This is a genomic window from Parasphingorhabdus sp. (assembly GCF_048267785.1).
Taxonomy (GTDB): domain Bacteria; phylum Pseudomonadota; class Alphaproteobacteria; order Sphingomonadales; family Sphingomonadaceae; genus Parasphingorhabdus.
In genome coordinates, this window is the sequence record NZ_JBLWWU010000020.1 from 44,802 (window position 1) to 69,993 (window position 25,192).

Annotated in this window: 27 protein-coding genes and 1 tRNA gene; 14 read left to right on the top strand and 14 right to left on the bottom strand. The window is 55.0% G+C overall.

Annotation, left to right across the window (positions count from 1 at the left end):
- Nucleotides 1-94 precede the first annotated feature (94 nt).
- Together panC and ACN0VD_RS14640 are read left to right on the top strand one after the other, a co-directional pair.
- A complete protein-coding gene (gene panC, locus ACN0VD_RS14635) occupies nt 95-934 on the top strand; it encodes a pantoate--beta-alanine ligase (RefSeq protein WP_417595543.1) in 840 nt (279 codons plus the stop codon).
- Between the two features lie 173 nt (nt 935-1,107).
- Nucleotides 1,108-1,404, top strand: coding sequence for a hypothetical protein (locus ACN0VD_RS14640; protein ID WP_417595545.1), 297 nt, complete (start codon nt 1,108-1,110; stop codon nt 1,402-1,404).
- On the opposite strand, the gene ACN0VD_RS14645 is transcribed toward ACN0VD_RS14640, so the two are convergent.
- The 5 genes from ACN0VD_RS14645 to ACN0VD_RS14665 are packed head-to-tail and all read right to left on the bottom strand — an operon-like array spanning nt 1,401 to nt 4,771.
- Nucleotides 1,401-2,561 (bottom strand): GNAT family N-acetyltransferase, encoded by a 1,161-nt coding sequence (locus ACN0VD_RS14645; protein ID WP_417595547.1) that lies wholly within the window; start codon nt 2,559-2,561, stop codon nt 1,401-1,403. The two genes, ACN0VD_RS14640 and ACN0VD_RS14645, sit on opposite strands and share 4 nt — an antisense overlap.
- A 14-nt stretch (nt 2,562-2,575) precedes the next feature.
- Complete coding sequence (locus tag ACN0VD_RS14650; protein WP_417595549.1) at nt 2,576-3,334, bottom strand: glycerophosphodiester phosphodiesterase family protein; 759 nt, start codon at nt 3,332-3,334, stop codon at nt 2,576-2,578.
- Nucleotides 3,331-3,798 (bottom strand): RidA family protein, encoded by a 468-nt coding sequence (locus tag ACN0VD_RS14655; RefSeq protein ID WP_417595551.1) that lies wholly within the window; start codon nt 3,796-3,798, stop codon nt 3,331-3,333. The genes ACN0VD_RS14650 and ACN0VD_RS14655 overlap by 4 nt, the downstream gene beginning before the upstream one ends.
- 12 nt (nt 3,799-3,810) lie before the next feature.
- Nucleotides 3,811-4,488, bottom strand: a complete 678-nt coding sequence (locus ACN0VD_RS14660) for an HAD family hydrolase (RefSeq protein ID WP_417595553.1) — start codon at nt 4,486-4,488, stop codon at nt 3,811-3,813.
- Entirely contained in the window at nt 4,481-4,771 is a 291-nt protein-coding gene (locus ACN0VD_RS14665; RefSeq protein WP_417595555.1) for a DUF3572 domain-containing protein, read from the bottom strand. Before ACN0VD_RS14665 ends, ACN0VD_RS14660 begins: the two co-directional genes overlap by 8 nt.
- Nucleotides 4,772-4,823: 52 nt before the next feature.
- Between ACN0VD_RS14665 and ACN0VD_RS14670 the strand changes: the two genes are divergently transcribed.
- On the top strand, nt 4,824-5,192 hold the full coding sequence (locus ACN0VD_RS14670) for a response regulator (protein ID WP_417595557.1): 369 nt from the start codon (nt 4,824-4,826) through the stop codon (nt 5,190-5,192).
- A gap of 17 nt (nt 5,193-5,209) precedes the next feature.
- Here the strand turns inward: ACN0VD_RS14670 and rpmG are convergent, their stop codons facing one another.
- Nucleotides 5,210-5,377, bottom strand: a complete 168-nt coding sequence (gene rpmG / locus ACN0VD_RS14675) for a 50S ribosomal protein L33 (RefSeq protein WP_066741431.1) — start codon at nt 5,375-5,377, stop codon at nt 5,210-5,212.
- Between the two features lie 197 nt (nt 5,378-5,574).
- Here rpmG and ACN0VD_RS14680 point away from each other — a divergent pair, with 197 nt between their 5' ends.
- From ACN0VD_RS14680 to ACN0VD_RS14695, 4 genes are all read left to right on the top strand, one after another.
- Nucleotides 5,575-5,910, top strand: a complete 336-nt coding sequence (locus ACN0VD_RS14680; protein WP_417595560.1) for a hypothetical protein — start codon at nt 5,575-5,577, stop codon at nt 5,908-5,910.
- Nucleotides 5,911-5,922: 12 nt separating this feature from the next.
- On the top strand, nt 5,923-6,489 hold the full coding sequence (locus tag ACN0VD_RS14685) for a TMEM165/GDT1 family protein (RefSeq protein WP_417595562.1): 567 nt from the start codon (nt 5,923-5,925) through the stop codon (nt 6,487-6,489).
- 132 nt (nt 6,490-6,621) lie between these two features.
- Entirely contained in the window at nt 6,622-7,086 is a 465-nt protein-coding gene (locus ACN0VD_RS14690; RefSeq protein WP_417595564.1) for a Dps family protein, read from the top strand.
- 293 nt (nt 7,087-7,379) lie between these two features.
- The gene (locus ACN0VD_RS14695; protein ID WP_417595566.1) at nt 7,380-10,817 is read left to right on the top strand and encodes an autotransporter domain-containing protein; all 3,438 of its coding nucleotides are present in this window, start codon (nt 7,380-7,382) and stop codon (nt 10,815-10,817) included.
- Nucleotides 10,818-10,971: 154 nt separating this feature from the next.
- Here ACN0VD_RS14695 and ACN0VD_RS14700 read toward each other — a convergent pair whose 3' ends face one another.
- Entirely contained in the window at nt 10,972-11,637 is a 666-nt protein-coding gene (locus tag ACN0VD_RS14700) for a cold-shock protein (RefSeq protein WP_417595568.1), read from the bottom strand.
- A gap of 188 nt (nt 11,638-11,825) precedes the next feature.
- Complete coding sequence (locus tag ACN0VD_RS14705; RefSeq protein ID WP_417595599.1) at nt 11,826-12,131, bottom strand: DUF4870 family protein; 306 nt, start codon at nt 12,129-12,131, stop codon at nt 11,826-11,828.
- 280 nt (nt 12,132-12,411) lie between these two features.
- Between ACN0VD_RS14705 and ACN0VD_RS14710 the strand changes: the two genes are divergently transcribed.
- The 5 genes from ACN0VD_RS14710 (at nt 12,412) to rpoN (ending at nt 16,786) form a co-directional block, all read left to right on the top strand.
- Nucleotides 12,412-13,029, top strand: coding sequence for a ribonuclease D (locus ACN0VD_RS14710; protein ID WP_417595570.1), 618 nt, complete (start codon nt 12,412-12,414; stop codon nt 13,027-13,029).
- A gap of 59 nt (nt 13,030-13,088) precedes the next feature.
- Nucleotides 13,089-13,733 (top strand): LPS export ABC transporter periplasmic protein LptC, encoded by a 645-nt coding sequence (gene lptC / locus ACN0VD_RS14715; RefSeq protein ID WP_417595572.1) that lies wholly within the window; start codon nt 13,089-13,091, stop codon nt 13,731-13,733.
- The gene (locus ACN0VD_RS14720) at nt 13,734-14,282 is read left to right on the top strand and encodes an LptA/OstA family protein (RefSeq protein WP_417595574.1); all 549 of its coding nucleotides are present in this window, start codon (nt 13,734-13,736) and stop codon (nt 14,280-14,282) included.
- A 198-nt stretch (nt 14,283-14,480) separates the two neighbouring features.
- Entirely contained in the window at nt 14,481-15,275 is a 795-nt protein-coding gene (lptB, locus tag ACN0VD_RS14725) for an LPS export ABC transporter ATP-binding protein (RefSeq protein WP_417595576.1), read from the top strand.
- 2 nt (nt 15,276-15,277) lie between these two features.
- On the top strand, nt 15,278-16,786 hold the full coding sequence (rpoN, locus tag ACN0VD_RS14730; RefSeq protein WP_417595578.1) for an RNA polymerase factor sigma-54: 1,509 nt from the start codon (nt 15,278-15,280) through the stop codon (nt 16,784-16,786).
- Here rpoN and ACN0VD_RS14735 read toward each other — a convergent pair.
- The 5 genes from ACN0VD_RS14735 to ACN0VD_RS14755 all read right to left on the bottom strand — a co-directional run bounded on the left by ACN0VD_RS14735 (nt 16,783) and on the right by ACN0VD_RS14755 (nt 21,413).
- Nucleotides 16,783-17,301, bottom strand: coding sequence for a GNAT family N-acetyltransferase (locus ACN0VD_RS14735; RefSeq protein ID WP_417595580.1), 519 nt, complete (start codon nt 17,299-17,301; stop codon nt 16,783-16,785). The two genes, rpoN and ACN0VD_RS14735, sit on opposite strands and share 4 nt — an antisense overlap.
- Nucleotides 17,298-17,507, bottom strand: a complete 210-nt coding sequence (locus tag ACN0VD_RS14740; protein ID WP_417595582.1) for a DUF5818 domain-containing protein — start codon at nt 17,505-17,507, stop codon at nt 17,298-17,300. Before ACN0VD_RS14740 ends, ACN0VD_RS14735 begins: the two co-directional genes overlap by 4 nt.
- Nucleotides 17,508-17,698: 191 nt before the next feature.
- Complete coding sequence (ald, locus tag ACN0VD_RS14745; protein ID WP_417595584.1) at nt 17,699-18,826, bottom strand: alanine dehydrogenase; 1,128 nt, start codon at nt 18,824-18,826, stop codon at nt 17,699-17,701.
- Nucleotides 18,827-18,909: 83 nt separating this feature from the next.
- On the bottom strand, nt 18,910-19,899 hold the full coding sequence (locus ACN0VD_RS14750; protein ID WP_417595585.1) for a peptidylprolyl isomerase: 990 nt from the start codon (nt 19,897-19,899) through the stop codon (nt 18,910-18,912).
- Nucleotides 19,900-20,327: 428 nt separating this feature from the next.
- The gene (locus ACN0VD_RS14755) at nt 20,328-21,413 is read right to left on the bottom strand and encodes a peptidylprolyl isomerase (RefSeq protein ID WP_417595587.1); all 1,086 of its coding nucleotides are present in this window, start codon (nt 21,411-21,413) and stop codon (nt 20,328-20,330) included.
- 207 nt (nt 21,414-21,620) lie between these two features.
- On the opposite strand from ACN0VD_RS14755, the gene ACN0VD_RS14760 reads away from it, so the two are divergent.
- A tRNA-Ser gene (locus tag ACN0VD_RS14760) sits at nt 21,621-21,708 on the top strand.
- 136 nt (nt 21,709-21,844) lie between these two features.
- Here ACN0VD_RS14760 and ACN0VD_RS14765 read toward each other — a convergent pair.
- The gene (locus ACN0VD_RS14765; protein WP_417595589.1) at nt 21,845-22,318 is read right to left on the bottom strand and encodes an Lrp/AsnC family transcriptional regulator; all 474 of its coding nucleotides are present in this window, start codon (nt 22,316-22,318) and stop codon (nt 21,845-21,847) included.
- Nucleotides 22,319-22,443: 125 nt separating this feature from the next.
- On the opposite strand from ACN0VD_RS14765, the gene ACN0VD_RS14770 reads away from it, so the two are divergent.
- Nucleotides 22,444-24,792: a transketolase gene (locus ACN0VD_RS14770; protein WP_417595591.1), complete on the top strand. Its 2,349-nt coding sequence runs from the start codon at nt 22,444-22,446 to the stop codon at nt 24,790-24,792.
- Nucleotides 24,793-25,192 lie beyond the last annotated feature (400 nt).

A 25,192-nucleotide genomic window follows, 5' to 3' on the forward strand; every position in this document is an offset into this window, starting at 1 on the left:
AGCTATACCCCTGTTCTTGCCCTTGCGAAGGACGGTTCACCGTCGCATAGCTTACAAGAGCTTTACAGCAAAATCTAAACGCAAAGAGTGATCCATGCAAATTGTTCGACAGCTTGATCCGTTGCGGGACGCTTTGACGGCATTTCGCAAGACCGGATCGAAAATTGGTCTTGTCCCGACCATGGGGGCGTTGCACGCCGGCCATATGCGGCTGGTGGAAGTGGCGAATGAACAATGTGACGCGGTGGTTGCGTCTATTTTCGTCAATCCGACCCAGTTTGGCGAAGGTGAGGATCTTGATGCCTATCCGCGTCAGGAGGCTGCCGATGCGGCTCTGCTGGAGCAGGCAGGCGTGCAATTGCTGTGGGCACCAACGGCGGATGAGATCTATCCGGAAGGCTTTGCCACCAATGTCAGCGTGAGCGGGATTAGCGACGGTCTATGTGGCGCGGCGCGGCCCGGCCATTTTGATGGTGTCGCCACCGTGGTAGCGAAGCTTTTTAATCAGATCCGCCCCGACGCCGCCTTTTTTGGGGAAAAAGACTATCAGCAGCTTGCCGTCATCCGCAGGATGGCGCGTGATCTCGATTTCACCCATGAAATCGTCGGGGTTCCGACGGTTCGCGATCCCGATGGCCTCGCTTTATCGTCCCGCAATGCCTATCTGACAGCAGAGCAAAGAAAGAATGCCGCAGCGCTCCCCGAAATCATGCGAGAGGCGGCCACGGCGATTGCGGCTGGCAAAGCAGTTTCAGCCATATTGGCGGATGCCACAACGGGATTGCTGGCGTCAGGTTTCCACAAAATTGATTATCTGGAACTCCGCGATGCCAATACGCTCGCGGTTTTGAACGATTTTACAGAACCGGCTCGTCTTTTTGCTGCCGCGCATATTGGCCGCACCCGTCTCATCGACAATATCCCCGTTTCCTGAGGCTACGCCGCTCTATTGTTAACTATGTTGTGCAGTAACATGGCCCGAATTCTGGGCAATTTTCCACCATGGAATCCATTTTCCGAGATTCGCGTTAACCATTCCTTTATGAAATTGCGTTGAAAGTCGTCCCGTCGCCAATGATTGCGGCAACAAAAACAGGGACTGACAATATGGGCAACAGCATGAAAAGCGCCGCCTTTCTGATCGAAAGTCGCCTCGCCGAGGCGGGACAGGGTAGCAGCAATGCATATTTTGATCTGGGTGTAATCTATTCCACCGGATCGGAGGGCATCGATGTCGATTTGATCGAGGCCCATAAATGGTTTAATCTGGCAGCCTTGTCAGGTCATGACGAAAGCAAGGTCTGCCGGGCGGAAATCTCGCTTGAAATGACGGCCCGTGAAATTGCCGAAGCACAGCGGGAAGCACGCAACTGGCTGCAGGAAAATTCCCGTCGCGCCGCCTAAAGAGAATCCGACTTTTTAAACGGCCCCATATCGGCCAGAAATTCAATATCGGCGGCGACCGCCTGCCGTTCGCGTTCGAGATAGTCGGCAATCGCCGCACGAAACCCCGGATCGACGATATAATGTGCTGACCAGGTCGGCACCGGCTGATAGCCTCGCGCCAGCTTGTGGCTCCCTTGCGCCCCAGCCTCGACCGTCTTCAATCCCCGCGCAATGGCGGCCTCGATAGCCTGATAATAGCAAATTTCGAAATGCAGAAACGGGATATTCTGCGTGCATCCCCAATAGCGTCCGTATAATGTTTCGCTACCGATGACGTTGAGCGCGCCTGCCACCGGAATATCATCCTGCATCGCAAATATTAGCAGCAACTGGCTGGCCATTTTTTGGTGCAATAGATCAAAGGCGCTACGGGTCAGATAAGGCTGTCCCCATTTTCGTGTTCCGGTATCCTGATAAAATTCCCAGAAATAGTCCCAATGATGGGGCTGTATCTCATCTCCCGACAAGTGAACGATATCGACGGCTTCCTGCGCTTTCGCCCGTTCGCGGCGGATTGCCTTGCGTTTCCGGGAAGACAGCGCTGCGAGAAAATTTTCGAAGCTGTCATAGTCATCATTACGCCAGTGGAACTGGCTATCGGTGCGGATCAGCCAGCCCGCATTGCGAAAATGGTCGAGCTGATCTTCGCTGACAAATGTCGCGTGAACTGACGAAATCTGATTATTCTGCGCCAATTGTTCTGCTGCCTGCAGCAACGGCACGGCCAGGGACTCGTCCTGAAACAGCAATCGTGGACCGGGCACTGGCGAGAAGGGTGATGCGATCTGGATTTTGGGATAATATTGGCCACCCGCATTCTCAAAAGCGTGCGCCCATTGCTGATCGAAAATATATTCGCCCTGGCTGTGCGATTTGAGATAGCTGGGCAGGCAGGCAGCGATTTTCCCGGCCTTGTCTTCAATGATGATCGGCAGTGATTTCCAGCCGGTTCCGGGGCCCACGCTCCCTGATAACTCCATCGCCGAAAGAAAGGCGTGCGAGACAAAGGGGTTGGCCGAGCCGGCACAGGCGTCCCACTGGTTGGCGGGCAGGCTGGCAATATCATCGGCAACGCGAGCGAGTATTTCGGTTGGGGTAGCAGAGGAATCGGGCATCGGGATCAATGCTATCAGCTCTGCGGCAACTCATAAACCGGTTCGTCGGCAAATCGGGCGGCAATTTGCTCCTGATCGGCCGAGCGGACCGTCCAGGTGACGATCGGCAGGCCGCGCGCACGTTGGGCTGCGGCGAAACGTGAAGGAAGATCACGGATGTCGTAAGCCAGAAAATCGGGCTGTGCTGTCCACAGGTTACGGTGGCGGGCGATCCGGCCGCGCCAGTTCTTGCTGTCCTCTTCGGTGACCACCAAACCGCGAACGACATGGTCTGCATTCTTGCGAAACCAGGCTCCGACGAGCGGATTGAAGGACATGACCGCCGCCTTGCCGCCATAGCCTTCGAGCGCGCGGCGCACTGACAGACAAAGCGGTCCGACCCGCAGGTTGCGCGATTTGATTTCAATCAGGATCGGTACTCGTCCGGCCACCTGAGCCAGGGTTTCGCGCAAGCGGGGAATCTTCCCATGTCCGCCATTCAACTGGATTTGGTCGATATCCTCGGCGCGCAATTTGCCAATCGGGCCAGTTTTATCCGTCAGACGGTCCAGCTCATAGTCATGAAAGACAAAGGCGCGGCCATCTTCGGCGGCCTGGACGTCGCATTCAATTCCGTGGCCCAGCTTGATCGCGGCTTCGAAGGCGGCGGGACTATTTTCCAATACGCCCCTGCCGTGCAGACCGCGATGTGCATAGGGCTGGCCTTTCAGAAATGCTACGCGACCGGCCGCCGGTGCCGGTGCCAGCGCATTGTCTAGCAGCTTCGCGATCACTCGGGCTTCAGGGCGATGATGGCGTCAACCTCGACCGCCACACCAAGCGGCAGCGAGGCCACGCCGACCGCGCTTCGGGCATGCTGCCCGGCGGCGCCGAAAATCACTTCCATCATGTCGGAACAGCCGTTTGCGACCTTGGGATGATCGCTATAGTCCGCCGTGCTGTTGACGAATACGCCGAGCTTCACGATCCGGTCTACCCGGTCGAGCGATCCCGCGGCTTTCTTGATCTGCGCCGCGATCATCAGGGCGCAGGCCTTGGCAGCCTGTTGCCCGTCTTCCAGCGACATATCGTCACCCAGCCGCCCGGTGATCAGCTTACCGTCCTGCATCGAGACCTGTCCGCTGATATGGAGTAAGCCGTTTATTTCCACGGCAGGAACGTAAGAGGCCACCGGAGCAGCGGGTGTGGGCAGTTCTATGCCCTTGGCTGTCAGGGCGGTTTCAATATCATGGGTCATAGGGCGAATCTCTCACGCATGGTTGGCAGGGTCAAGTTCCTGAGATGGCAGTTCCATTGCCGGAGCCGGTTCGGCATTGTCAAACTTGTCTGATATCCAGACCAGTGCTTCGCTCCATACATCAATACGGGCGTGGGCAGCAGGGTTGGTCTTGATATGTTTTGCCAGAATCGGCTCTCCGACCAGTTGTAGTCGCCATGCCTCCGGAGCGTGTTTGGCGACGCTGCCATGCTGGTGGCCGAGATCGTCGACAAAAACAGTAACGGTCGGTTCGAATTCGGTGATGATATTGTTGAGCAGTTCGCCCTTGCCACCCTGATTGGTATAGACGGGAAAGTCGATGCCGACAGCCTTGAGCTGATCTGCCCGCGCTTCGCGGCGATCATCCAGCAGGTTGGTCAAAATCACGACATCGGCAACTTCACTGAGCTTGTTTATAGATTGTACCGCGTCTTTAATCGCCCCCTGTCGGTGCATCTCCGTGTCGAAAAATTCTTTCAGCATCGGCCAGATTTGCTCTGGCAGCACTTGGGTGCCATCATGTTTGTGGCGTAAGGCATTGGCAAAATCACTGCCATTTTCGAGATCGAAATGGACGTGCTTGTCGCTATCCAGCCATTGCTGGAAGGGCACCACCATATGGAGCAGAACTTCGTCGCAGTCGCTGATCAGAAGCGGCTTGTTACTCATGAAAATCTCCGGGAGTGTTAAGATGATTTGCGGCAGCAGCCAGATTGGCTGGAGCAATACCTATGGCCTCTGCACAGGCGATAAGATCGGGTTCGTGATTGGCGAGAAATCCGAGCAGCGAGGCAAGCATGGCGGGATCTTCCAGGCCGGATCTTAGTTCGTGCGGATCCAGCCCGGTTAGAGCGAGCAGCCGCTCTGCCCGGTCTTTGTCTTGCAGCACCCATCCAAGCGCCTGCAAAGCGATGATATCGGCATCCTGCCCGAGATTGGGATTTGTTTCCATTGCCGCTTTCGCCTAATGGGTCGGCAGCAAGTTTGAAAGGGCAAATCCGGTCGTGGCAAAAAGAGTATTAGTGGTTGAGGACAATGAATTGAACCTCAAGCTATTTTGCGACCTGCTGCGGGCCCACGGTTTTGTGGTCGAGCCGGTCAGCGACGGTCGCGAGGTTCTTGAAAAAGCGCGCAGCTTTGTACCGAATCTGATCGTGATGGATATCCAGCTGCCTCATGTCAGCGGTCTGGAACTGATCGAGCAGATCAAGAAAGATGTTCAACTCAAGATCATACCGATCATGGCCGTGACCGCTTATGCCGGCAAAGGTGATGAAGACCGGATATTGAGTGCCGGAGCAGAGGCCTATGTTTCAAAGCCGATATCGGTCGCGAAATTTATCGAATCGGTGCAGACAGTTCTGCACCGTTAAGCTTTACCAAAAGCTGCTTATTTGATTTTGGCTTCTTTGAATTCGACATGCTTGCGGACAACCGGATCATATTTGCGCTGCACCATTTTTTCGGTGAGATTCCGGGGGTTCTTGCGGGTTACATAGAAAAAGCCGGTATCCGCCGTGCTGACGAGTTTGATCTTTACATTGGCTGGTTTCGCCATGGTGCATTCCTTAAGGCAGAAGCTGAAATAAAAACAGCGACGCTATCCGGCGCCGCATTCGTTCTCCGCGCTAATGGTGAAAGTGCCGGGGAATGTCAAGGAAAAGCCTGCATGCACGACCTGTTCAATTATTTCGGGAAATTTACGGCATGTTAACCATGTTTTTGCATGGTCGTCCTGAAACAAGGGCAATTGCAATGGACCATGATCAGAATCTATTTGTGCAGGTGGAAATGCAGGCCTTGCTTGACAATTTGTCGGCAGAATTGGTTACCCGGCACCCCGTCCAGTTTCTGATGCATCTCGATCATATCCGGCAAAAGGCTGCCCAGCATCACCTGTCCGCGCTTCACGATCTCAGCTGCGCATTCGAAACCGCCTTGCAACCAGTCATCGAAAAGGGCGGCGCCACTACTGTCGTACGTTACTATCTTGAAGCGATGCGGGCGACTCTGGACTGTCACGAGATCAATGGATCCATGACAGAAGCGCTAATGGCCAATGTCGCGTTGCGCCTTGGCGGTCAGCCGTAACTGAACAACTCGGTGGATGCGTTTCTAACTTCTCTTTTTGCCCTGGCGCTCGCAGAATTTGGCGACCGTCCGCAGATTCTTTGTGCCGCTCTGGCCATGAGATACGGTCGCATTTCGCCAATCATCTGGGGACTGAGCCTCGCAACGCTTTGCAATTGCGCGATTTCCGTGATGGCGGGGTCTGCGCTCAACCAGTGGATCAGCGAAGAGCCTTTACAGCTTTTTTATGCCCTGTCCCTGATATTTGCCGGAATCGGCATGGTTATTTGGCGCCGCCCGACCGATTTGCTGGAAGGCTGGAGTCTCGGGCCTTTCTGGACATCTTTTCTGGGTCTTTTCATCCTGCAGTTTGGCGACAAGGGTCAATTCATCCTTGCGGCCACGGCGGCGCGGACGGATATGGGGATATTCGCCGCTGCCGGGGGATGGATAGGGATAATGATCGCCTGTATACCTGCCATTTTATTGCGACAGCGGCTGGCGGATGACATTCCGATGCGTGCCGTCCGGTTTTTCGGTGCTGCCGGTTTTCTGCTGATCGGAAGCCTGTTGGCGATCAGCGCGTGGGGCATCATTTAACTAATTCGGAAAATTCGCGAATCAGGCCGAATTGATCGACGTTATCGATCTGTGACAACCAGTTTTTCCATTGGCGGAATCTCCCCGATGATCATATTTTCATCGCATCAGAAAATGAAAAGGAGCAAGGTAATGACGACTGGGGACAATGCAAAAAAAGCCGTAGCTGAAGCACTCAACGAGGTGTTGGCCGACAGTTTCGCGCTTTATCTAAAAACCAAAAACTTCCATTGGCATGTATCGGGCCCCCATTTCCGCGATTATCATCTCATGTTTGATGAGCATGCGGCCCAGATTCTCGCCATCACTGACCAGATTGCTGAACGTGTGCGCAAAAATGGTCACCGCACGCTGACGTCGATCGGTGATATCTCCAGACGGCAGAGTATCTCGGACAATGATGACGCCAAGGTTGCAGCGGTGGATATGCTGGACGAATTGCGTTCGGACAATCTGAAACTCGTGGCAAAACTGCGGGAGACGAAAGAGCTTGCCGCCGAGGCCGGTGACAATGCGACCGATGGCATGCTCGATGACTGGACAGATCAGGCGGAAGAACGTGCCTGGTTCTTGCTGGAGATTGCGCAGAAAGATTAAACTATCTCTGCTGGATTGGGTAGAATTGGCCAGCCCACGCAAATTGCCGTCGCCCGGAGGTATATGGAACCAGGCGCCGGATAATTTTGCCGGAAATCAGCCAAAATCTGTGACCATATCACCACAGATATGCCAAAATTGTAACTTTATCGTTCACGAAAATCCCCGAAAACCGCCATCTATTCGCCAATCGTTGGTGCGGTGAACTAGTTTCACTTTGATTTGAACAGAAAAATCAAGCAAGGCAATGGTTTAAGTCTATTCTGACTGAATATTAAAGGGGACTTTCTTTCATGATCCAGCATTTCGGACATTCCACGCGATCAGTACTTCTGCGCAGCGCAGCTGCCGGCGCCATTGTTACCCTCGCACTGACAACACCCGCTCAGGCGATTGTACCGAATGACAATTATACGCCTGCAGATATCACTGACCCGGAAGACAGCGTGAACGGTATCGGTCAGTTTTTCCGGAATGACGGTTTCGTCTGTACGGGTACCCTGATCAATCCGCGTGCCGTTCTGTTTGCTGCGCACTGCGTCAATGATCGCCCGGAAAGTGATTATGCTACCGATGGCGTGATCCAATCCGCTTTCTCGTTCAACGGTAATGCGCTCCCGGGTTTCGTGGACTGGATCAACAATGGATTTGCATCCAATCCAGACCTGTTTGTCTATAATATCAGCCAGATTGCGTATAACCCGGATTCCTTGGTAGATCCTGCATCGTTTGGTTTTCTCGAGGGTGACATTGCGGTCGCAACGCTATCCGATCCGGCCGCGAATATCCCCACTTGGGCGCTGCTATTTTCCCCGCTCCCCGATCCGGGCGAAATTGATGATGTCGATGGCACCGGCTATCATGTTAAAATTTCCGGCTATGGCCGTAGTGGCAGTGGTACAGCAGGCGATACCGCAGGCGTTGACTGGCGCCGGAAATCTGCGGAAAACATGCTGGGTGCGCTAACCTCATTTGACGACAGAAACATTTTCCTGTTTGGTGATCCGTTCGGTGATTTGCCGCAGGTATTGTACCGGCTCGATTTTGACGATCCTGACAAAACCAATCCGTTCGATTTCAATCTTTACAAAGATGAGCCGCTCGAAGTTGAAGGCACGACGGCTGGCGGTGACTCTGGCGGTCCTTTGATCCTTGATGCCGCGAACAACAGCCTGTCGACAGAAGATCTGCAGATCGGCGTTCTTTCTGGCGGTTCGCGCTTTTTCGGCGGACAGGTTTTCAGTTCTTATGGCACGGAAAGCTTTTATCAGCCGTTGTTCCTTTTCGCCGATTATATCGCGGCCGTGAATCCCTATCGTTATGTCAGTGCAAAAGCGGGTGACGGCGCATGGGAAGATGCAACCCATTGGCAGACTGATCTCGATCCGGCCTATCGTATCATTGATGCCGACGGAAATGTCGTGAACGGGTTCCCGGATGCGCAATCCGATGGTGTCGACCAGTCTACACCGCAATTCGGTGAAGTTTGCTTTGATCCAGAAGGCGACAATGTGGATGATGGCTGCTTTGATTTTGCAACCGGAACGGATACACCTCCATCACGCCCTGCACCTGCGGCCGTGGCAACATCCGCGATAGGCGTTGCGGACGTTCTGGATGCACAAGTCTCATCAGATATCACCGCCGGTGGCGAAGCGATGATCGTAGAAAATATTGCCATTAACGGCAGCGCGACTTTGGTGGAAAATATTGCAATCTCTGACGGCGCCACCCCGGTTGGTGACCTCGTTGCGGAAGCCACTGGGGCACCGGAAGGCGCTGAAGAAGCGCCGCAGGCCGAAGGCGACCCATTCCCGGCTCCGACTCTCGGCAATGGATTGGCTGGCGCAAGTGATTTCGTACCCGACAATATAGACGCGGATGTAGCTGGTGGCATAAAGGCTCGCTATTTCGAAGTGACACTCGATCAGTCAGGTACAACGTCGCTGAACAGCGATGTTACGATCGACCGCCTCAATGTTGGCGGTGCTGCTGGATTGATGATCAATTCCGGATCAAGCCTTTCGGCTCAGATTGACGTCAATCAGACTGCAGGTCGGATTGCTGTCGATGGTACATTGAACAGCGTTGGTGATTATTCCCTGTTTTCAGGACTGCTTTCGGGCTCGGGCACAATCAACGCTCCGTTCCTGACCAACATTGCCGGCGGAATCGTTCCGGGCACGGTTGGAACGATTGGAACATTGACGGTAAACGGCAATGTCATCCTCTCTTCGGGTTCCACATTGATGGTCGATATCGGCGCTTCGGGTGACTCGGATCTGCTGGCGGTCAATGGTGTTGCGGACATCGGCGGCAACGTTGTGTTCTCGCCCGTTGGCGGTTTTGAAACGACCGAAAGCACCTATCGCATTCTCACGGCGACCGGCGGTGTAACCAATGAGTTTGATAGCGCATCCCAGATTTCTGCGATTTTGACTTCCGAGTTTGTGTATAGTGCAAATGCTGTGGACATGACGGTCAGCGTTCAAAGCTACCAAACAGCTGTTGACGGAAACAATCCTCTCCAGTTCAGCTATGCAGCTTTAATGGACCGCAATCGCGGAAACGCAGCGGTTTCCGGACTGTTCGATTTTCTTGACTTTGCAGATGCAGAAACAGTTCAGGCTACATTCGACAGTTGGGCGCCGACGACAGAGGCCGGTGTTCAGAATATGGCCCGTGGTTCTTTGACTAACATCGGTCGTTTCTATGACAGTCGTATGAGCTTTGCCGACCGTTCCACAAATGGTGGTACGATCGCAGTGACCGGTAAGCCGCTGCAATTGGCTTCGGCCTCGTTGAGCGGTGCCAGTATTCCTGGTTCTCCGGCAATCATGAGTGACGCGGCGGTAAATGCCGCAGACAGCGCAGTGACTTCCGGCGGCGTCAATGAGGATATGGCGGTCTATCTGTCGGGCGGCTTCGTCGAAGGCAGGACACAGTCTATGCCGGTGAGCAATGCATCCGGTGCCGAGGATGAATTTGACGGATTCTTTATTGCTGGCGGTATGGAATATTATCTCGGTGAAAGCAGCATGATCGGGGTATCGGCATATTATTCCGATCTAGATGCTGGTGTGGCTTTGGGTCAACAAGCAGAGAGCCGCACGATCATGGGGTCCATTTATGGGCAGTCGCGCTTTGGTGGCGACTATGTTCTGGATGCGCGGTTGAGTATCGGTACGTTCAATGCCCAAACTTTGCGCAACGTGGCTGTGGGTGCGCAGACCTTCGCTTTGACCACTGATGATGACAGTCTAATTTATGCGTCTGAAATTGGTCTTTCGAAAGAACTTGATCTCCTCAATATAATTATAGCACCGGGAATTGGTGCCCGATCCGCGCATATCAATTTCGATACCATTTCCGAAGCTGGCGGCGGACCAGCTTTGACGATTGTCCGGCCCGATTATAACAGTATCCAGGGTCTGGCTGGCGTTGAGTTCAGGAGCAAGCCCGGCAAGAAATTGCAGGCGCGCGTTGCAATGAACTATGTCCATGAGTTCCTGAACGACAACCCCAGCACGTTTGGCGCAAATTTCGTTGGTGGTACAGGCGCTCTGGCAGGCTTCGCTCTGGCACCGGTTGACCGGAACTGGGGTGAACTGGGTGCTGGCCTTCGTTACAACGCGGGCAGTACATCGTTCGATTTGATGGTTGATACCTCGGTTGGTCGCAGCGATGTCCAAAGTCAGGTCTATTCAGCGGCGGTTACCTTCCGCTTCTAATAGTTCGGCAATGCCAGAAAAGCCCGTCGGACAGGTTCGGCGGGCTTTTTCATGCCGATTAACCGTACCGTCTGGAAAGACACCCAAGGAGCGCAAAAAAGAGGCGGACCAAAAGGCCCGCCTCTTTATTCTAATGTGAACAGAGTCTGGTCGGTTACTTTGCGACCAGGTTAACCGCAGCAGTTTTACCGCGTTGATCCACTTCCAGTTCAAACTCCAGTTTGTCGCCTTCTTCCAAGCCGCGCATACCGGCGCGCTCCACTGCTGAAATATGGACGAATGCATCCGGCTGGCCGTCATCGCGCTGGATGAACCCAAAGCCTTTGCTGCCGTTGAAAAATTTCACGGTGCCGCTGGCCTTCTCTCCCGTAAGTTCCCTGCGCGGAGGACCGCCACGATCATCACGAGAGGAAGCGCTATCGGTCACTTCGATAAGGTCGCCTTCGATCTGGATGTCAGAAGCGGAAACCTTTCCGCCCCGATCAACCAGTGAAAAGCGCAATGTCTGTCCTTCTGCCAGACCCTTCAGGCCGGCACGCTCGACTTGGCTGATATGGACAAAAACATCTTCGCCGCCACCGTCTTGTACGATGAAGCCAAAACCTTTTTGAGCATTGAAAAATTTTACGGTTCCGGTGCTTTCGCCGACAACCTGATCCGGCATGCCGCCGCCCCGTCTGCCGCCGCCTGAATCGCTGTCTGGCCGCGTATATCTTTCTACGGGCGGGCCGCTATCACTTTGATATCCATCGAAGTTTTCGTCACCGAAGCCATCGCGCTTATCCCGGCCTCTACCACGCCGGTTTCTGTCAAAACCCATCCTTAAATCGCCACTTTCAATTCGCCCTATCCAATAATGCCAATGTTATAGCGAACGATTTCCATAACATTGTTTCGCGCGAATCTAATTGCCGCGCAGTTCAACTATATAGAAAAATGGAGCAATAAGCGAATGAAATCGGCGTTTACATGGCGGCTTGAGCGATTCTGATATTCTGACGGCGCCGATCAGAAAAGCCATGTATTCGGATCGGCTATGGATTCGTGTTTCTGGGCTTTTAACAACGCAATCACAGAACGGACCAATATCCATATCGAAAGCGCCAGAAAAAAAGGAGTTCCAATTAGAACGAAAGAAAGAATAGCACCGATAATACCAACCACCAGTCCGATCACAAATGTCCTGATAGGAAATTTCAGATGGCTTTTTCCCCATGTTCCGGCGACCTCATTCCTCCAGACCACCGCAAGGATAAGGCCAACAATCCCCGTAATCCCGATAACGAATCCTGCGATATAGAGCAGTGAAACTATGGACGACTTGTTGAAATCGAAACCGGAAACGACGGGTTGAGGTGGTTTCTAGGTCATATTGCTAAATTCCTTATGCGCTGCACCGGACCCACGATGATCCGGTGGATAAACTAAACTTGCTGTTTGAATCTCCCTGCGGCACATAGCTATCCGATTATAAGGCACTGTCAATTTTCCTGGCCTGATATCCGGTGGAGGCTTAAACCCGTGAGGGGCCGCGCCCGGAATATGGTCGGGAACATACAGATGTCACAGCAGTAAAACAGACAGGCAAATAATAATGGCAGTTTTTTTTCATGAAGAAGATCTTCCCGTTGACGTTCTGGGCGAAGGTCCGGTTGCGGTGGACACCGAGACCATGGGACTCCAGACCCCGCGTGATCGACTGTGCCTGCTACAGATATCAGATGGCGAGGGTGACGAGCATCTCGTGCGTTTCGGACCCGACAGTGACTATGCAGCGCCCAATCTTCGGACCATTCTGGCTGACCCCAATCGATTGAAGCTTTATCATTTTGCCCGCTTTGATCTTGCGGCCATTGAACATTATATGGGGGTGATGGCGGCTCCTGTATTCTGCACGAAAATCGCTTCCCGCCTCATCCGGACCTATACTGATCGTCATGGATTGAAAGAACTCGTCCGTGAACTTCTCGGTCAAGATATTTCCAAGCAGCAGCAATCTAGTGACTGGGGCAACCCGGAACTCAGTGACGCCCAGCGGGAATATGCTGCATCCGATGTTCGTTTTTTGCACAGGTTGATGGATGAACTCGCAATCCGGCTCGAAAGGGAGGGCAGGACCGCCCTTGCCCAGGCTTGTTTTGAATTTTTACCTGACCGGGTACGACTGGATCTGGCCGGCTGGCCGGAGACAGATATTTTCGCCCATGCTTAAACGGCCGGGTCTTTTGGTCAGCCGTCGTCAATATTGAATTTCGGGAAGATAGTGCATCCATGTCAACCGCCGCCAATATAGTCCGGACCAAGCGTCAGGAATTTGCTGCGCCGAATAGCAAGCATGACCGGAATGTGAAATTGTTGCGCATCATCCTCCCGGCTGGCGTTGGTATATTGGGTGCAATGCTGGCGCTGGCACCATTCACAATGAGCGGTGAACTGAGTTTTGTTCTCGACAAGAATAGCGTGGATGTTGCCAAGGAACGGATGCGAGTCACCGAAGCCATTTATCGGGGTGAGGATAGCGAAGGGCGCCCGTTTTCCCTGAAAGCGGGTTCAGCCGTGCAGAAAAGCTCGAGTGAGGCGATCGTGGAGTTAAAAGATCTTTCGGCCCGGATTCTGTTGCAAGACGGACCTGCTCAGATACGCGCGAATGAAGGGCGCTATTATATGGCCCATGAAAATGTCGAGGTGCCAGGACCCGTGCAAGTTGAGTCGGCCAGCGGCTATCGTCTTTCGACCAGCAATGTGACAGTTGATCTTAAGCAACGGACCTTGAAAAGCGGCGGGACGGTCGAAGGCCGGACCAATATCGGTACATTTCGCGCTGATCGGCTCGAAGCAGACTTGACTGAACGTACTGTAAGTCTGGACGGCAATGCGAGTTTGCGGATCGAACAAAATGGATTAAGAAGACCTTAAATGAAATTGAACCTTTTTCTTTCCCTTACCGGTGGAACGGCTGTTTTGGCTTCGGGGCTATTGGTGCTTGCGGGCCCAGCGCCTGCGCAGGTGTTTGGCAGCCATAACAGCAACGCACCGGTGAATTTCGATGCTGACCGAATTGAAGTACAGGACCGGGCCGATCGCGTCGTGCTTTCGGGTGGTGTTCGGGTCGAGCAGGCTGGTCTGGTGCTTAACGCGGCACGCATGACCGTTGCCTACCGGAATGCTGGAGGGATAGAGATTGACCGGATCGATGCATCCGGTGGCGTCACTATCCGCAAAGGGGGGGACACCGCTTCGGGCAATGTCGCCATATATGATCTCAATCGACGGCTTATCACCCTGTTAGGCGATGTCACCCTTACACAAGGTACAAACCGTCTCTCCGGTGGTCGCGTCATCATTGACCTTACATCGGGGCGCTCGACAATCGACGGGCGGTCGACGGGTGGGTCTGCCGCCGGTACGCAAGGCTCTAACGGGCGAGTATCCGGCACGTTTACGGTGCCACAGCGGAAAGACTGAAATCTCCAACAGTGTCGATAAAGCAGCAACTTCGCTTGGGCGACCGAAGAAAGATGCTGGTTCTGATCCCGGTATCGCTTGATTTTCTTCAGGAACGTCCATTTTCAATCAACCATGCACAAAGCTTGCCAATTTGGACAAGATTGGGGCATGCTGCTAATCAACGAACAAGACAGCCCATGAAAATGAGGACGAATAATGAACGACGCAGCCGTCACTGACATTCCGGCAATGGCCGAACCGGGCGCCCTGCTGACAAGTGATGCGACGGAACATGGGCTTGCGGTGGTTTCGATCGCCAAGAGTTATGACAAACGTTCGGTTCTGTCGGATGTTTCGCTATCGGTAGGGCGTGGTGAAGTGGTGGGGTTGTTGGGCCCGAATGGGGCGGGGAAAACGACTTGCTTCTATTCAGTCATGGGGCTGGTGCGGCCGGATGCCGGACGGATCATGCTCGATGGTGAGGATATAACACCGCTCCCCATGTATCGCCGCGCTATCCTCGGCATCGGCTATCTTCCGCAGGAAACCTCGATTTTTCGGGGCATGACCGTGGAACAGAATATCATGGCGGTGCTTGAGATGGTGGAGCCGGATTCTATCGCCCGACATGAGACACTTAATCGTCTGCTCGATGAATTCGGTCTTACCAAATTGCGGAGTTCGCCGGCGATGGCATTGTCCGGTGGCGAACGGCGGCGATGCGAGATTGCCCGGGCGCTGGCGGCGAGTCCAACCATCGTGCTTCTTGATGAGCCCTTTGCCGGTATCGATCCCCTGTCAATTGCAGATATCCGCGATTTAGTGTGCCAATTGCGTGAGCGAGGCATTGGTGTGCTGATTACCGACCATAACGTCCGAGAGACGCTCGATATCGTCGATCGTGCCTGTATCATCTATGATGGTCAGGTCCTGTTCGCCGGCAGTCCGGAAGATCTGGTTGCAGACGCCAATGTCCGACGGCTCTATCTGGGTGAAGGTTTCGAACTGTAAACATGGCACTCGGGCCTCGTCTCGATTTGCGGCAGAGTCAGTCGCTGGTGATGACGCCGCAATTGCAGCAGGCGATCAAACTGCTGACCTTGTCCAATTTAGAGCTGGAAACATATATTTCCGACGAGGTCGAAAAAAATCCGTTGTTGGACACCGGTGAGATTTCGACGGAGAGTGGCGAAGTAAATGATAGCGAAGAAGGGCCCATAGAGGCCGCGACACAAGGCAGCGATGAAATATTGTCCTCTGGTCCAGCGGAATCGGAAACCGCTCTTGATATGCAGGGTGATTCGGACAGTTTCTCCAATAACAGTCTGTCTGAAAGTGATGGTGCGCTTGACGGTCAACTGGGACTGAATGGCTCCAGCAGTGGTGCCAGCGCGGTAGGCGAAGCGCCGGATTTCGAGAATATGCTGGTCGCCGAAATTACCCTGACCGATTATTTGATGGATCAGGCAGGCGCGATCCTTTCCGGCATGGATCTATTCGTTGCGCAGCATATCATCGACCAGATTGACGAGTGCGGCTATTTGCAGGCTGACTTGCTCGAGCTTGCGCAGCGTCTGAATGTCGGGCTCGTTGACATAGAGCGTATATTGGGTGTGGTTCAAACGTTGGATCCAGTGGGGGTCGGCGCGCGAGATCTGGCAGAATGCCTGTCGCTGCAAGCCAGGGATGCGGATCGCTATGATCCTGCCATGGAACGCTTGATCGATAATCTGGACCTGCTTGCCAAAGGTGCATTGCCGCAGCTCAAAAGGATGTGCGGCGTCGACGATGAAGACCTGATGGATATGATCAGCGAATTGCGCAATTATGATCCGAAGCCAGGTTGCAAGATCGGTGGCGGCGAGGTGCAGGCGGTTGTGCCCGATGTCTTTGTCGCCGAGCGCGCAAACCGGTGGATCATCGAGGTGAACAGTGCCACCTTGCCGAAAGTACTGGTGAACCGCAGCTATTATTCCGAGCTGAAGGACGGTGCGCAGGACAAGGAATCCAAGGACTGGCTGAATGAATGTCTTGCGGACGCGAACTGGCTGGTCAAGGCGCTGGATCAAAGGCAGCGCACGATTGTCAAGGTCGCGACTGAAATCGTCAAGCAGCAGGAGGAGTTTTTCCGCAAGGGCGTGGCCCATCTCCGACCGCTGACGCTGAAGAATGTCGCCGAGCAGATCGAGATGCATGAATCGACGGTCAGCCGGGTGACATCCAACAAATATCTCTCCTGTTCGCGCGGGACGTTCGAGCTCAAATATTTCTTCACCAGCGGCATCCAGTCCTCGACCGGAGGCGAAGCGGCGTCGGCGGAAGCGGTAAAAAGTCATATCAAGTCCCTGATCGATAACGAGGACCCCAAGAAGATCCTGTCCGACGACAAGCTGGTCGCCCTGCTCAAGGAGCGGGGGTTCGACATTGCCCGGCGCACCGTGGCCAAATATCGTGAAGCGCTGGGTCTGGGCAGCTCGGTCCAGCGCCGCCGGCAGAAGGCGCTCGAGGGCAAGGCCGCCTAGACCGGCTTGCGCAGCACCGCGAATTCCAGTTCAGTGGTCCTCGGCAGGCCGAAGCGCCGATCACCATGCGGGAAGGGACGCAGTTCGCCGGTCCGCGCATAACCACGGCGTTCGTAATAGGCGATCAAATCCTCGCGCTGGCGGATGACGGTCATCTCGATCGCGCTGGCCTGCCATTGATCCCGGACAAATCGCTCTGATTCTGCCAGCAATTGCCTGCCCAGGCCGCCTGCCTGCAAAGCAGGATCGACGGTCAGCAGCCCCAGATAGGCGAGCCCGTCGCCGACCCGGGAGAGCTGCGCGCATCCGGCGATACCATCGCCCTTCTTCGCGAGCAGGATGAACTGATTGTCGGCCGCAATAATCTCGCGCAATGCCCTGGCATCGGTCCGCTGTCCGTCGAGCAGGTCCGCTTCATGGGTCCAGCCGCGCCTAGCGCTTTCGCCGCGATAGGCGCTTTCCACCAGCGTGTGGAGCGCTTCGATATCGTCGAGCGTTGCACATTCGAAATTCATGCCAGCCTGACCCCTTCGATTTCCAGAATTGTGCTGTCTATGATCCGGCCGGTGACCACCACCCGTTTCTCGACCGCGTCAATCGGTGTCCGCAACAGTTCGAGCCGATAGCGGGTGCCATCGTCGCATTGCAGTAAGAAGCCGGCGGCATCGCGCTGCAGCAGGCCGACATATTCCCCGTTATTATACTCTGCCCTCACCGTCACCAGGTTACGCGTCTTTCGTGTGGTTCGTTCTTGGCAAGAAATCCGGAGCCGAGCGGTTTCTGGTGTGTTGCAGCCATTCTGATCTCTCCTTCTTCTTGTTCCGTTTGTCCTCAGCCTGTCGCGAAAGGGCGCCTAACGTTGAACAGGCTGGCTCGGCAAGTTCACCACTGGCGGATCAACCTCCCGGTCCGTCAATTATCCGTCTTCAGTCCGACAATCTCCGACACCGGCATATGGTCATAGCCCAGATCCTCGGCGACCGCCTTGTATGTCACATGGCCATTCCACACGTTCAACCCTTCGGCAAGATGGCGATCCTCGCGCAACGCCGCTTCCCACCCTTTGTCGGCAATCGCAAGCGTATGGGGCAGGGTCACATTGTTGAGCGCATAGGTCGAGGTGCGCGAGACCGCGCCCGGCATATTGGCCACACAATAATGGACGATATCGTCGACCACATAGGTGGGTTCTTCATGGGTGGTCGGCTTGGAAGTTTCGAAACAGCCGCCCTGATCGATCGCGACATCGCAAAGCACCGAACCGGGGCGCATGGTTTTGAGCATATCGCGGGTGACAAGCTTGGGCGCTTCTGCGCCGGGGATCAGCACCGCTCCGATTACCAGATCGGCTTCGGCGACGCATTCCGCCAGATTGGCCTTATTCGAGAAGCGCGTTTTGGCGCGCGATTCAAAATGGGTGCCGACCGATTCCAGAACATCCGGATCACGATCCAATATTGTTACATCGGCACCTAGACCGGCGGCCATTTGCGCGGCGTTAAAACCGACAACCCCGCCGCCGATGATCGTCACCTTGCCGGGGGCCACGCCGGGCACGCCACCAAGCAAGATACCGCGGCCGCCATGGGCTTTTTCCAGCGCGGTTGCACCCGCTTGGATCGACATGCGTCCGGCGACCTGACTCATCGGTTTGAGCAAGGGCAATCCGCCGGTGCCGGTGACGGTTTCATAGGCGATACAGGTCGCCTTGGATTCCACCAGATCGGCTGTCTGTTCCGGGTCTGGCGCCAGATGAAGATAGGTGAACAATATCTGGCCTTCGCGCAGCATGGCCCGTTCGACCGCCTGTGGTTCCTTGACCTTGACCACCATGTCGCATTTTTCGAAGACATCGGCTGCGATGGCCGTAATCGTCGCACCTGCGTCGATATATTCCGTATCGTCCGCGCCAATGCCGAGTCCGGCACCGGTCTCGACCCATACTTCATGGCCGTGAGCGGTCAGCTCGCGGACCGATTCGGGGGTCAAGCCGACTCGATATTCATGATTCTTGATTTCTCTAGGGGTTCCGACGCGCATGGGCTGGGTCCTTCTTTCGAGTCTGTTCCCTGACAATAACAGCAAATATCGGCCCGCGCGAGACGCGTTGTAATTTTATTGTCCTATCTTGAAACTTTCCTAACAGGTGTGGCCACCGTGCAAATATTGCCATAGCCGCCGTGGGCTTCGATATATTGCATGAGCGCTGGGCTATAGCTGGCAAGATATTCATAAGCGGGCTGCTCGGCCAGCGGCAATTCGCTGGCCAGCCGGATAGATTTGATCTCGGTATATTCCGATTTGTCGGTATAGAAACCGCCGGGATCGGTTCCGAGCGGTAGATTTTGCAAATGCTCCAGCCCGTCGATCACCCGACCGACCATGCCGAATGTCGTATCAAGACTGCGCGCCGCTTCGCCGGTGATCACCGACATTTCCGCGCCGCTTCCCGTGTCCGGCGGGTCATAATGGGCAGGGGAGAGCGACCCGCGACAGGTCAGCGGATAATATTTCGTCTCGTCGTCAACACTCTTGCTGCCAATCGGCCAGCCGCCGCCAAAACCGACTTTCTGCGCCCCGCCATTTTCATAGATCATCTTCATCAGCGGCCGGATTGCCGTGCCCTGATATTGATTGCTATAGTCGACCGCTGCCTGCAGCGCGGCCATATCGGCATCGCGCTTCACCCCGAGTGCCGCGTTATAATATTCGCTCTCGGGCACCGTCTCGAGGCCCTTGGGCAGTTTCTTGGCATCGGGATTGCCGCCGAACTGGGTGACGAAATCCTTGGCGACACGGTAGATTTTGGTGCCGTCCCACCAGCGCGTTCCGGCGAGCTTCCGGACATTGCGAACATGGCCGCCGGAGAGATTGGCCGGGAGCAGCTGGATTACCGCCTGGCGTTTCGTGCCGTCCGCCGCATCGGGCAGGGTGAGCACCATCAGGTCGGTGAGGGGGATGGCCAGCCAGTGTTCGGCCGGTGCGGTAGCGAGGATTTCGGCGGTACTTTTTTCTGCGACCTCCTCTTGCGCCATTGCCGGAAAGGCGAATGAAAAACACGCTGTGGCCAAGACCCAAAAGGCGATGTGCGCTGATCGAAAATAGTTTTTCATGCGACTCCTTCTTTGCTGAACTTTACAAACTTTACACTGTTAAGAAAAAATAGGCTTTCTGCCCCCGTGCAGGCCGTTTTCGTTCCCCGCCGCAGGGCGGGGCCCAGTCGAGTCCTGCCGGTGCGGTTTAAAAGGCGAAGGCGGGACTGTTCTGGACCCCGGCCTTCGCCGGGGAACATTCTTTGGGTCACACAGGGTCACACCCCCTATGGCGAAGGATATCTTTCGGGCGCAACTTGCTGAAAACCGCCGATGGCTGGACGAGAAAAGGGCTTGGATCATGCCGCGAGACTAACCGATCTGGCGCAATGTAGGAAAGGCAAAATCGTTCCCCGCCGCAGGGCGAGGCCCAGTCGAGTCCTGCCGGTGCGGTTTAAAACGCGATGTCAGGAATATTCTGGGCCCCGCCCTGTGCCGGGGAACAAAGCTCACTCTCCCTGCACCCGACGAACCGGTACCGGAATATTACAGATATCCACGCCGCCAGCCGGGACGATGAAGAACGGATCGCGCCGATTGGCCCGGGCATCGGCATATTTTGCGAAGGCTGTTCCTTCGGTGGAGAGATATTCGAAATGCGGCTGGTCTGCTGTTTGAAATTCGCTGGCCAGCCGGATGGATATAATCGGCACGCGCTTGCTCTCGTCCTCGTAGAAACCCAACTGGCCCTTGCCGCGCGGCAGACTGGAAAGATATTCGATCCCCTCGATGATGCGCCCGACCACGGCAATATTCCGATCCAGATGGCGCGGCGCGTGGCCGATAACGGTGTAAAGTTCAGCACCGCTCCCGGTGTCGGGGGAATAGTTGCGGCCGACGCCGACCGCACCGTAGCAGTGGACGGGCCAGAACATTCCTTGATCGTCGATGCCTTGGTTTGCCAATGGCCAACCTTCATTAAATTGCACCCACTCAGAATAGGAATCTTTCTCTTCCCACCTTCTATAATTCGGGTCTTCAGTTTTTCGATGCTCATCCTTCATTGCATCCGACATAGCCTCAGCAGCGTTTGCAGCGGCCATCATGGCATCGTGAGCGGCATCTCCAGCAGAAGCGTTCGCGTGAACTGCGAGCAATGCATTCATCGATACAACATATTCACCCTCCGGCACCGTCTCCAGCCCCTCCGGCAAAGCCTTCTGCTCCGTCTCGCCCGATTCCGGATTGTCGTAACCGGCATCCCCCCATTGCACGACATAATTGTCCTGCACCCGGTTGACGCTGGTGCCGTCCCACCAGTGCGCAGCGGCAAGCTTGCGGATATTGCGGATCCAGCCCTGCGAGAAAGGTTCGGGCATCAGCTGGATGACCACGCGGCGGGCGTTGCCCTCGCTGTCCGGCGCAAGATCCATGACCAGCAGGTCGCTCGGCGCAATCTTCACCCAGTCGCTGGCCGGGGCTGCATCGACAATCGCATTGGGGCTGGGATGTTCTGGTTTTCCGGTGTCCTGGGCGAGGGCGGGTGTTGCACTCAATAGAGCGAATAGTGAAACAATAGCGCTGATTCTTCGCATAAAAACATCCCCAAAATTCCGTTCGTGCTGAGCCTGTCGAAGCATCTGGCCAAGCGCAATCGACCCTTCGACAAGCTCAGGGCGAACGGGTTTTATTCCTGACGCGCACCCTAACGCGACACAATCGCTTGCGAAAGCGCGAATCCGGCATTAGGGAAGCGGCGCTGTCTGATATTCGACCGGATTCACGGGTCGGGCAGTATATGCGGAGCCGTGGCAGAGTGGTCGATCGCGCACGCTTGGAAAGCGTGTATAGGGCAACCTATCGAGGGTTCGAATCCCTCCGGCTCCGCCATTAATTATTGATTTGAATATCGTGAAACCGCCGCGATCGCGCCTATGGTTGCGCGCCGTTATTTCGGCGTAGGTCAGATATATCACGCTACACGTTTGGGCCGCTCTTAGTTTGACGGGTACGCTTGCGCACCAGTTCAGTTTTCCAGCGGCAAAGCCGTCTTGTAGATGATCGGCCGTAAGGCAAAGCTGGTGGTGACTTGTGCTACCCCTTCGATCATTGTCAGCTTGTTGCGCAGAAAATGCTCGAAGGCATCGAGTGAACCCACCATTACCCGTAGCTGATAATCAGAATCTCCGCTCATCAGATAGCATTCCATCACTTCTGGAAAATCTGCAATTGCCGTTTCGAAGGCTCGCAGGTGCCGGTCATCTTGCTGGTCGAGGCGCACGCGCACAAAGGCAGAAACGGAAAGACCGATGGCTTGGGGGTCAACCAGAGCCACATAGCCTGAAATCATGCCCCTTGCTTCAAGCTGGCGAACCCGGCGAAGGCATGGGCTTGGCGACAGACCGATCCTTTCTGCGAGCTCGCTGTTTGTGATGCGACCATCGGTCTGCAGGGCATCCAATATCCGTTTGTCATAGATATCTAGTTCAATATTTGACATAATCTGCTTTTATATCTGCTTATACAGTAAAAATATGCCAACTTATTATAATATGGCGCAATCCTTAGCAAGGACATGTTGGCCGGATAGATCTATAAGCGATGACTATATCCGGAGATTCACAAATGGCAAAAATGGCGCTGCGTTCTAACGCGGAAACTATACAAATGCTCGAAGCGTTGGAGCAGCGTTTGCGCTGGCTGTCTTCCTGGACGGTGCATAACGCCAATCACATCCGGGTCAAGCGCGATGGCTTGAAAGTGGGTGGGCATCAGGCGAGTTGCTCTTCGATGACCGCGATTATGGCCGCGCTTTATTTCCATGCGCTGCGACCCCGGGACAAGGTTGCGGTCAAGCCACATGCCGGGCCCGTACTCCACGCCATTCACTATATGCTTGGCAACCAGTCGCGCGACAATCTGATAAATTTTCGCGGCCTTGGCGGCGTGCAGAGCTATCCGTCTCGGACCAAGGACAGCATTCCTGTTGATTTCTCGACCGGCTCGGTTGGTCTCGGCGTTGCCGTCACAGCTTTCTCCAGTCTGGTGCAAGACTATCTCATCGCGCACGGTCAGGTGAATAATGAAGAAGTGGGCAGGATGATCGCGCTGATGGGCGACGCGGAGCTGGATGAAGGCAATATTTATGAGTGCCTGATCGAAGGCTATAAACATGATATCCGCAATTGCTGGTGGATCGTGGATTATAACCGGCAGTCGCTCGACAGCACCACCGCCGACCGGATGTTCCGGCGTTTCGACGATATATTCGAAACATGCGGCTGGCGGGTGATCACGCTTAAATATGGAAAGCTTCAGCAGGCGGCGTTCAAGAAACCGGGTGGCAAGGCGCTCGAGGAATGGATCGACAATTGCCCCAACGCCGATTTCGCCGTGCTGACTTACAAAGGCGGAGAGGCGTGGCGTGAGCGGTTGCTCGCAGACATAGGCGGCAAGACAAATGTCAAGAAGCTCCTCGCCGGCTATGATGATGACCAGCTTGCTGCGCTGATGACCAATCTGGGCGGTCATTGCATGGAAAGTCTGACCGAGGCTTTTGATTCAGCGGACGACGAACTGCCAACCCTGTTCATCGCCTATACGGTGAAGGGTTTTGGTCTGCCGCTCGCCGGCCATAAGGATAATCATTCCGGGATGATGAACCCGGTCCAGATTCGCGACCTGCGCGACCGGATGGGCATATCTGAAGGCGATGAATGGGAACCCTATGCCGGGCTCGGCGATAATATGGCCGCCGAGCTCAAGGCATTCCTGGAGAATAGCGCCTTTGCCCGAACGCCGCCAGAGGGCGAGGCGGAAGCTGTTCCGGTACCAGCGCGTTTTGCGATTCCCGACGGGGATGAACAATCCACGCAGGCCGCGTTCGGCAGGATATTGTTTGACCTTGCCAAATCCGATGAGGAAATCGGCAACCGGATTGTGACCACTGCGCCCGATGTGACGCAGACCACGAATCTTGGTGCCTTTGTAAACCAGCGTGGCCTGTTCCGGCGTCAGGAAGTGGCCGATGTGTTCCGGCAGGCAAAAATTCCGTCCGCGCAAAAATGGGCTGCCCATGCGGCTGGCCAGCATATCGAGCTGGGCATCGCGGAGAATAATTTCTTTCTGATGCTGGCATCGCTGGGGCTTTCCGCGCCGCATTTCGGCACACGGCTGTTGCCGGTTGGCACGGTCTATGATCCGTTCATCGCGCGCGGGCTGGATGCGCTCAACTATGGCTGTTATCAGGATGCACGCTTTCTGCTGGTCGGCACACCCTCCGGTCTGACACTTGCCGGCGAAGGTGGCGCCCACCAGTCGATCAACACGCCGCTCATCGGCATGGGCCAGCCCAATCTCGATTATTTCGAACCGGCATGGGCCGACGAGCTTGCGCTGATGATGCGCCATGCTTTTGAACATATGCAGAGGCCAGATGGTAGTTCTGTCTATCTGCGACTGAGCACGCGTTCGGTCCCGCAGATGGAACGCAATGGCGATTCCTGGGAGGCAGATGCATTAAAGGGCGGCTACTGGCTGCGTCAGCCCGGTCATGAGGCCGAAGCGGCCATTGTCTTTACCGGTGCCGTTGCGCCCGAGGCATTGGAGGCATGGAAAAGTCTGTCGGATGACATGCCGGGCTTGGGTCTTCTCAATGTGACTTCGCCTGACTTGCTGCATCGTGGCTGGTCGGCACGCCATGCCGGTCGCTGGAACAATCGCCAGTCAGATATTCCGTCTTGCCATGCCGAGCATCTGCTGTCGGCGCTGGCGCCTGGTGCCGGTCTGGTCACAATATTGGACGGCTCGCCGGGAGCCTTGTCCTGGCTGGGCGGTGTCAAGGGCATGCCGGTCAGCCCCCTCGGCACCGACCGCTTTGGCCAGACCGGCGATCTGCCCGACCTTTACCGCGAATATCGGCTCGATGTTGATGCTATCATCGATGCAACCGCTGAACTGTTCCTGGAGAATTGAGATGGCGACTGAACTCCAATCCGCCGCTATTTGTCCGCATGGCTGACGATGTGTTTTGAGCAACCGCTTCCCGCGAATCTGTTCAGCGATATTGCGCGATCGAATCCAGAAGTTGGAACGTCTTTTACCCCTGCCAGCTTGGTCAGAGACCGGAATATCGAGAGTGGCGGGGCGTTTTCATTGCCACAAAAGCTCTGCAGGTCGCAGATAAAGCGAGAAAATGAGGAAGATGAATTATTCTCGATCACTACTATTGACCGAATCACTCCATCCATCTAGAGGACGTTTCATCAGCATGCGGTGGCTCGTATGGGCCCGGTTTTGTTGATCGTCGAAATTAGTAAACAACGGTTCTCCCCGGTAGCGATAGCGGGAAAAATCGTTGTCTGCGTTTTGATGG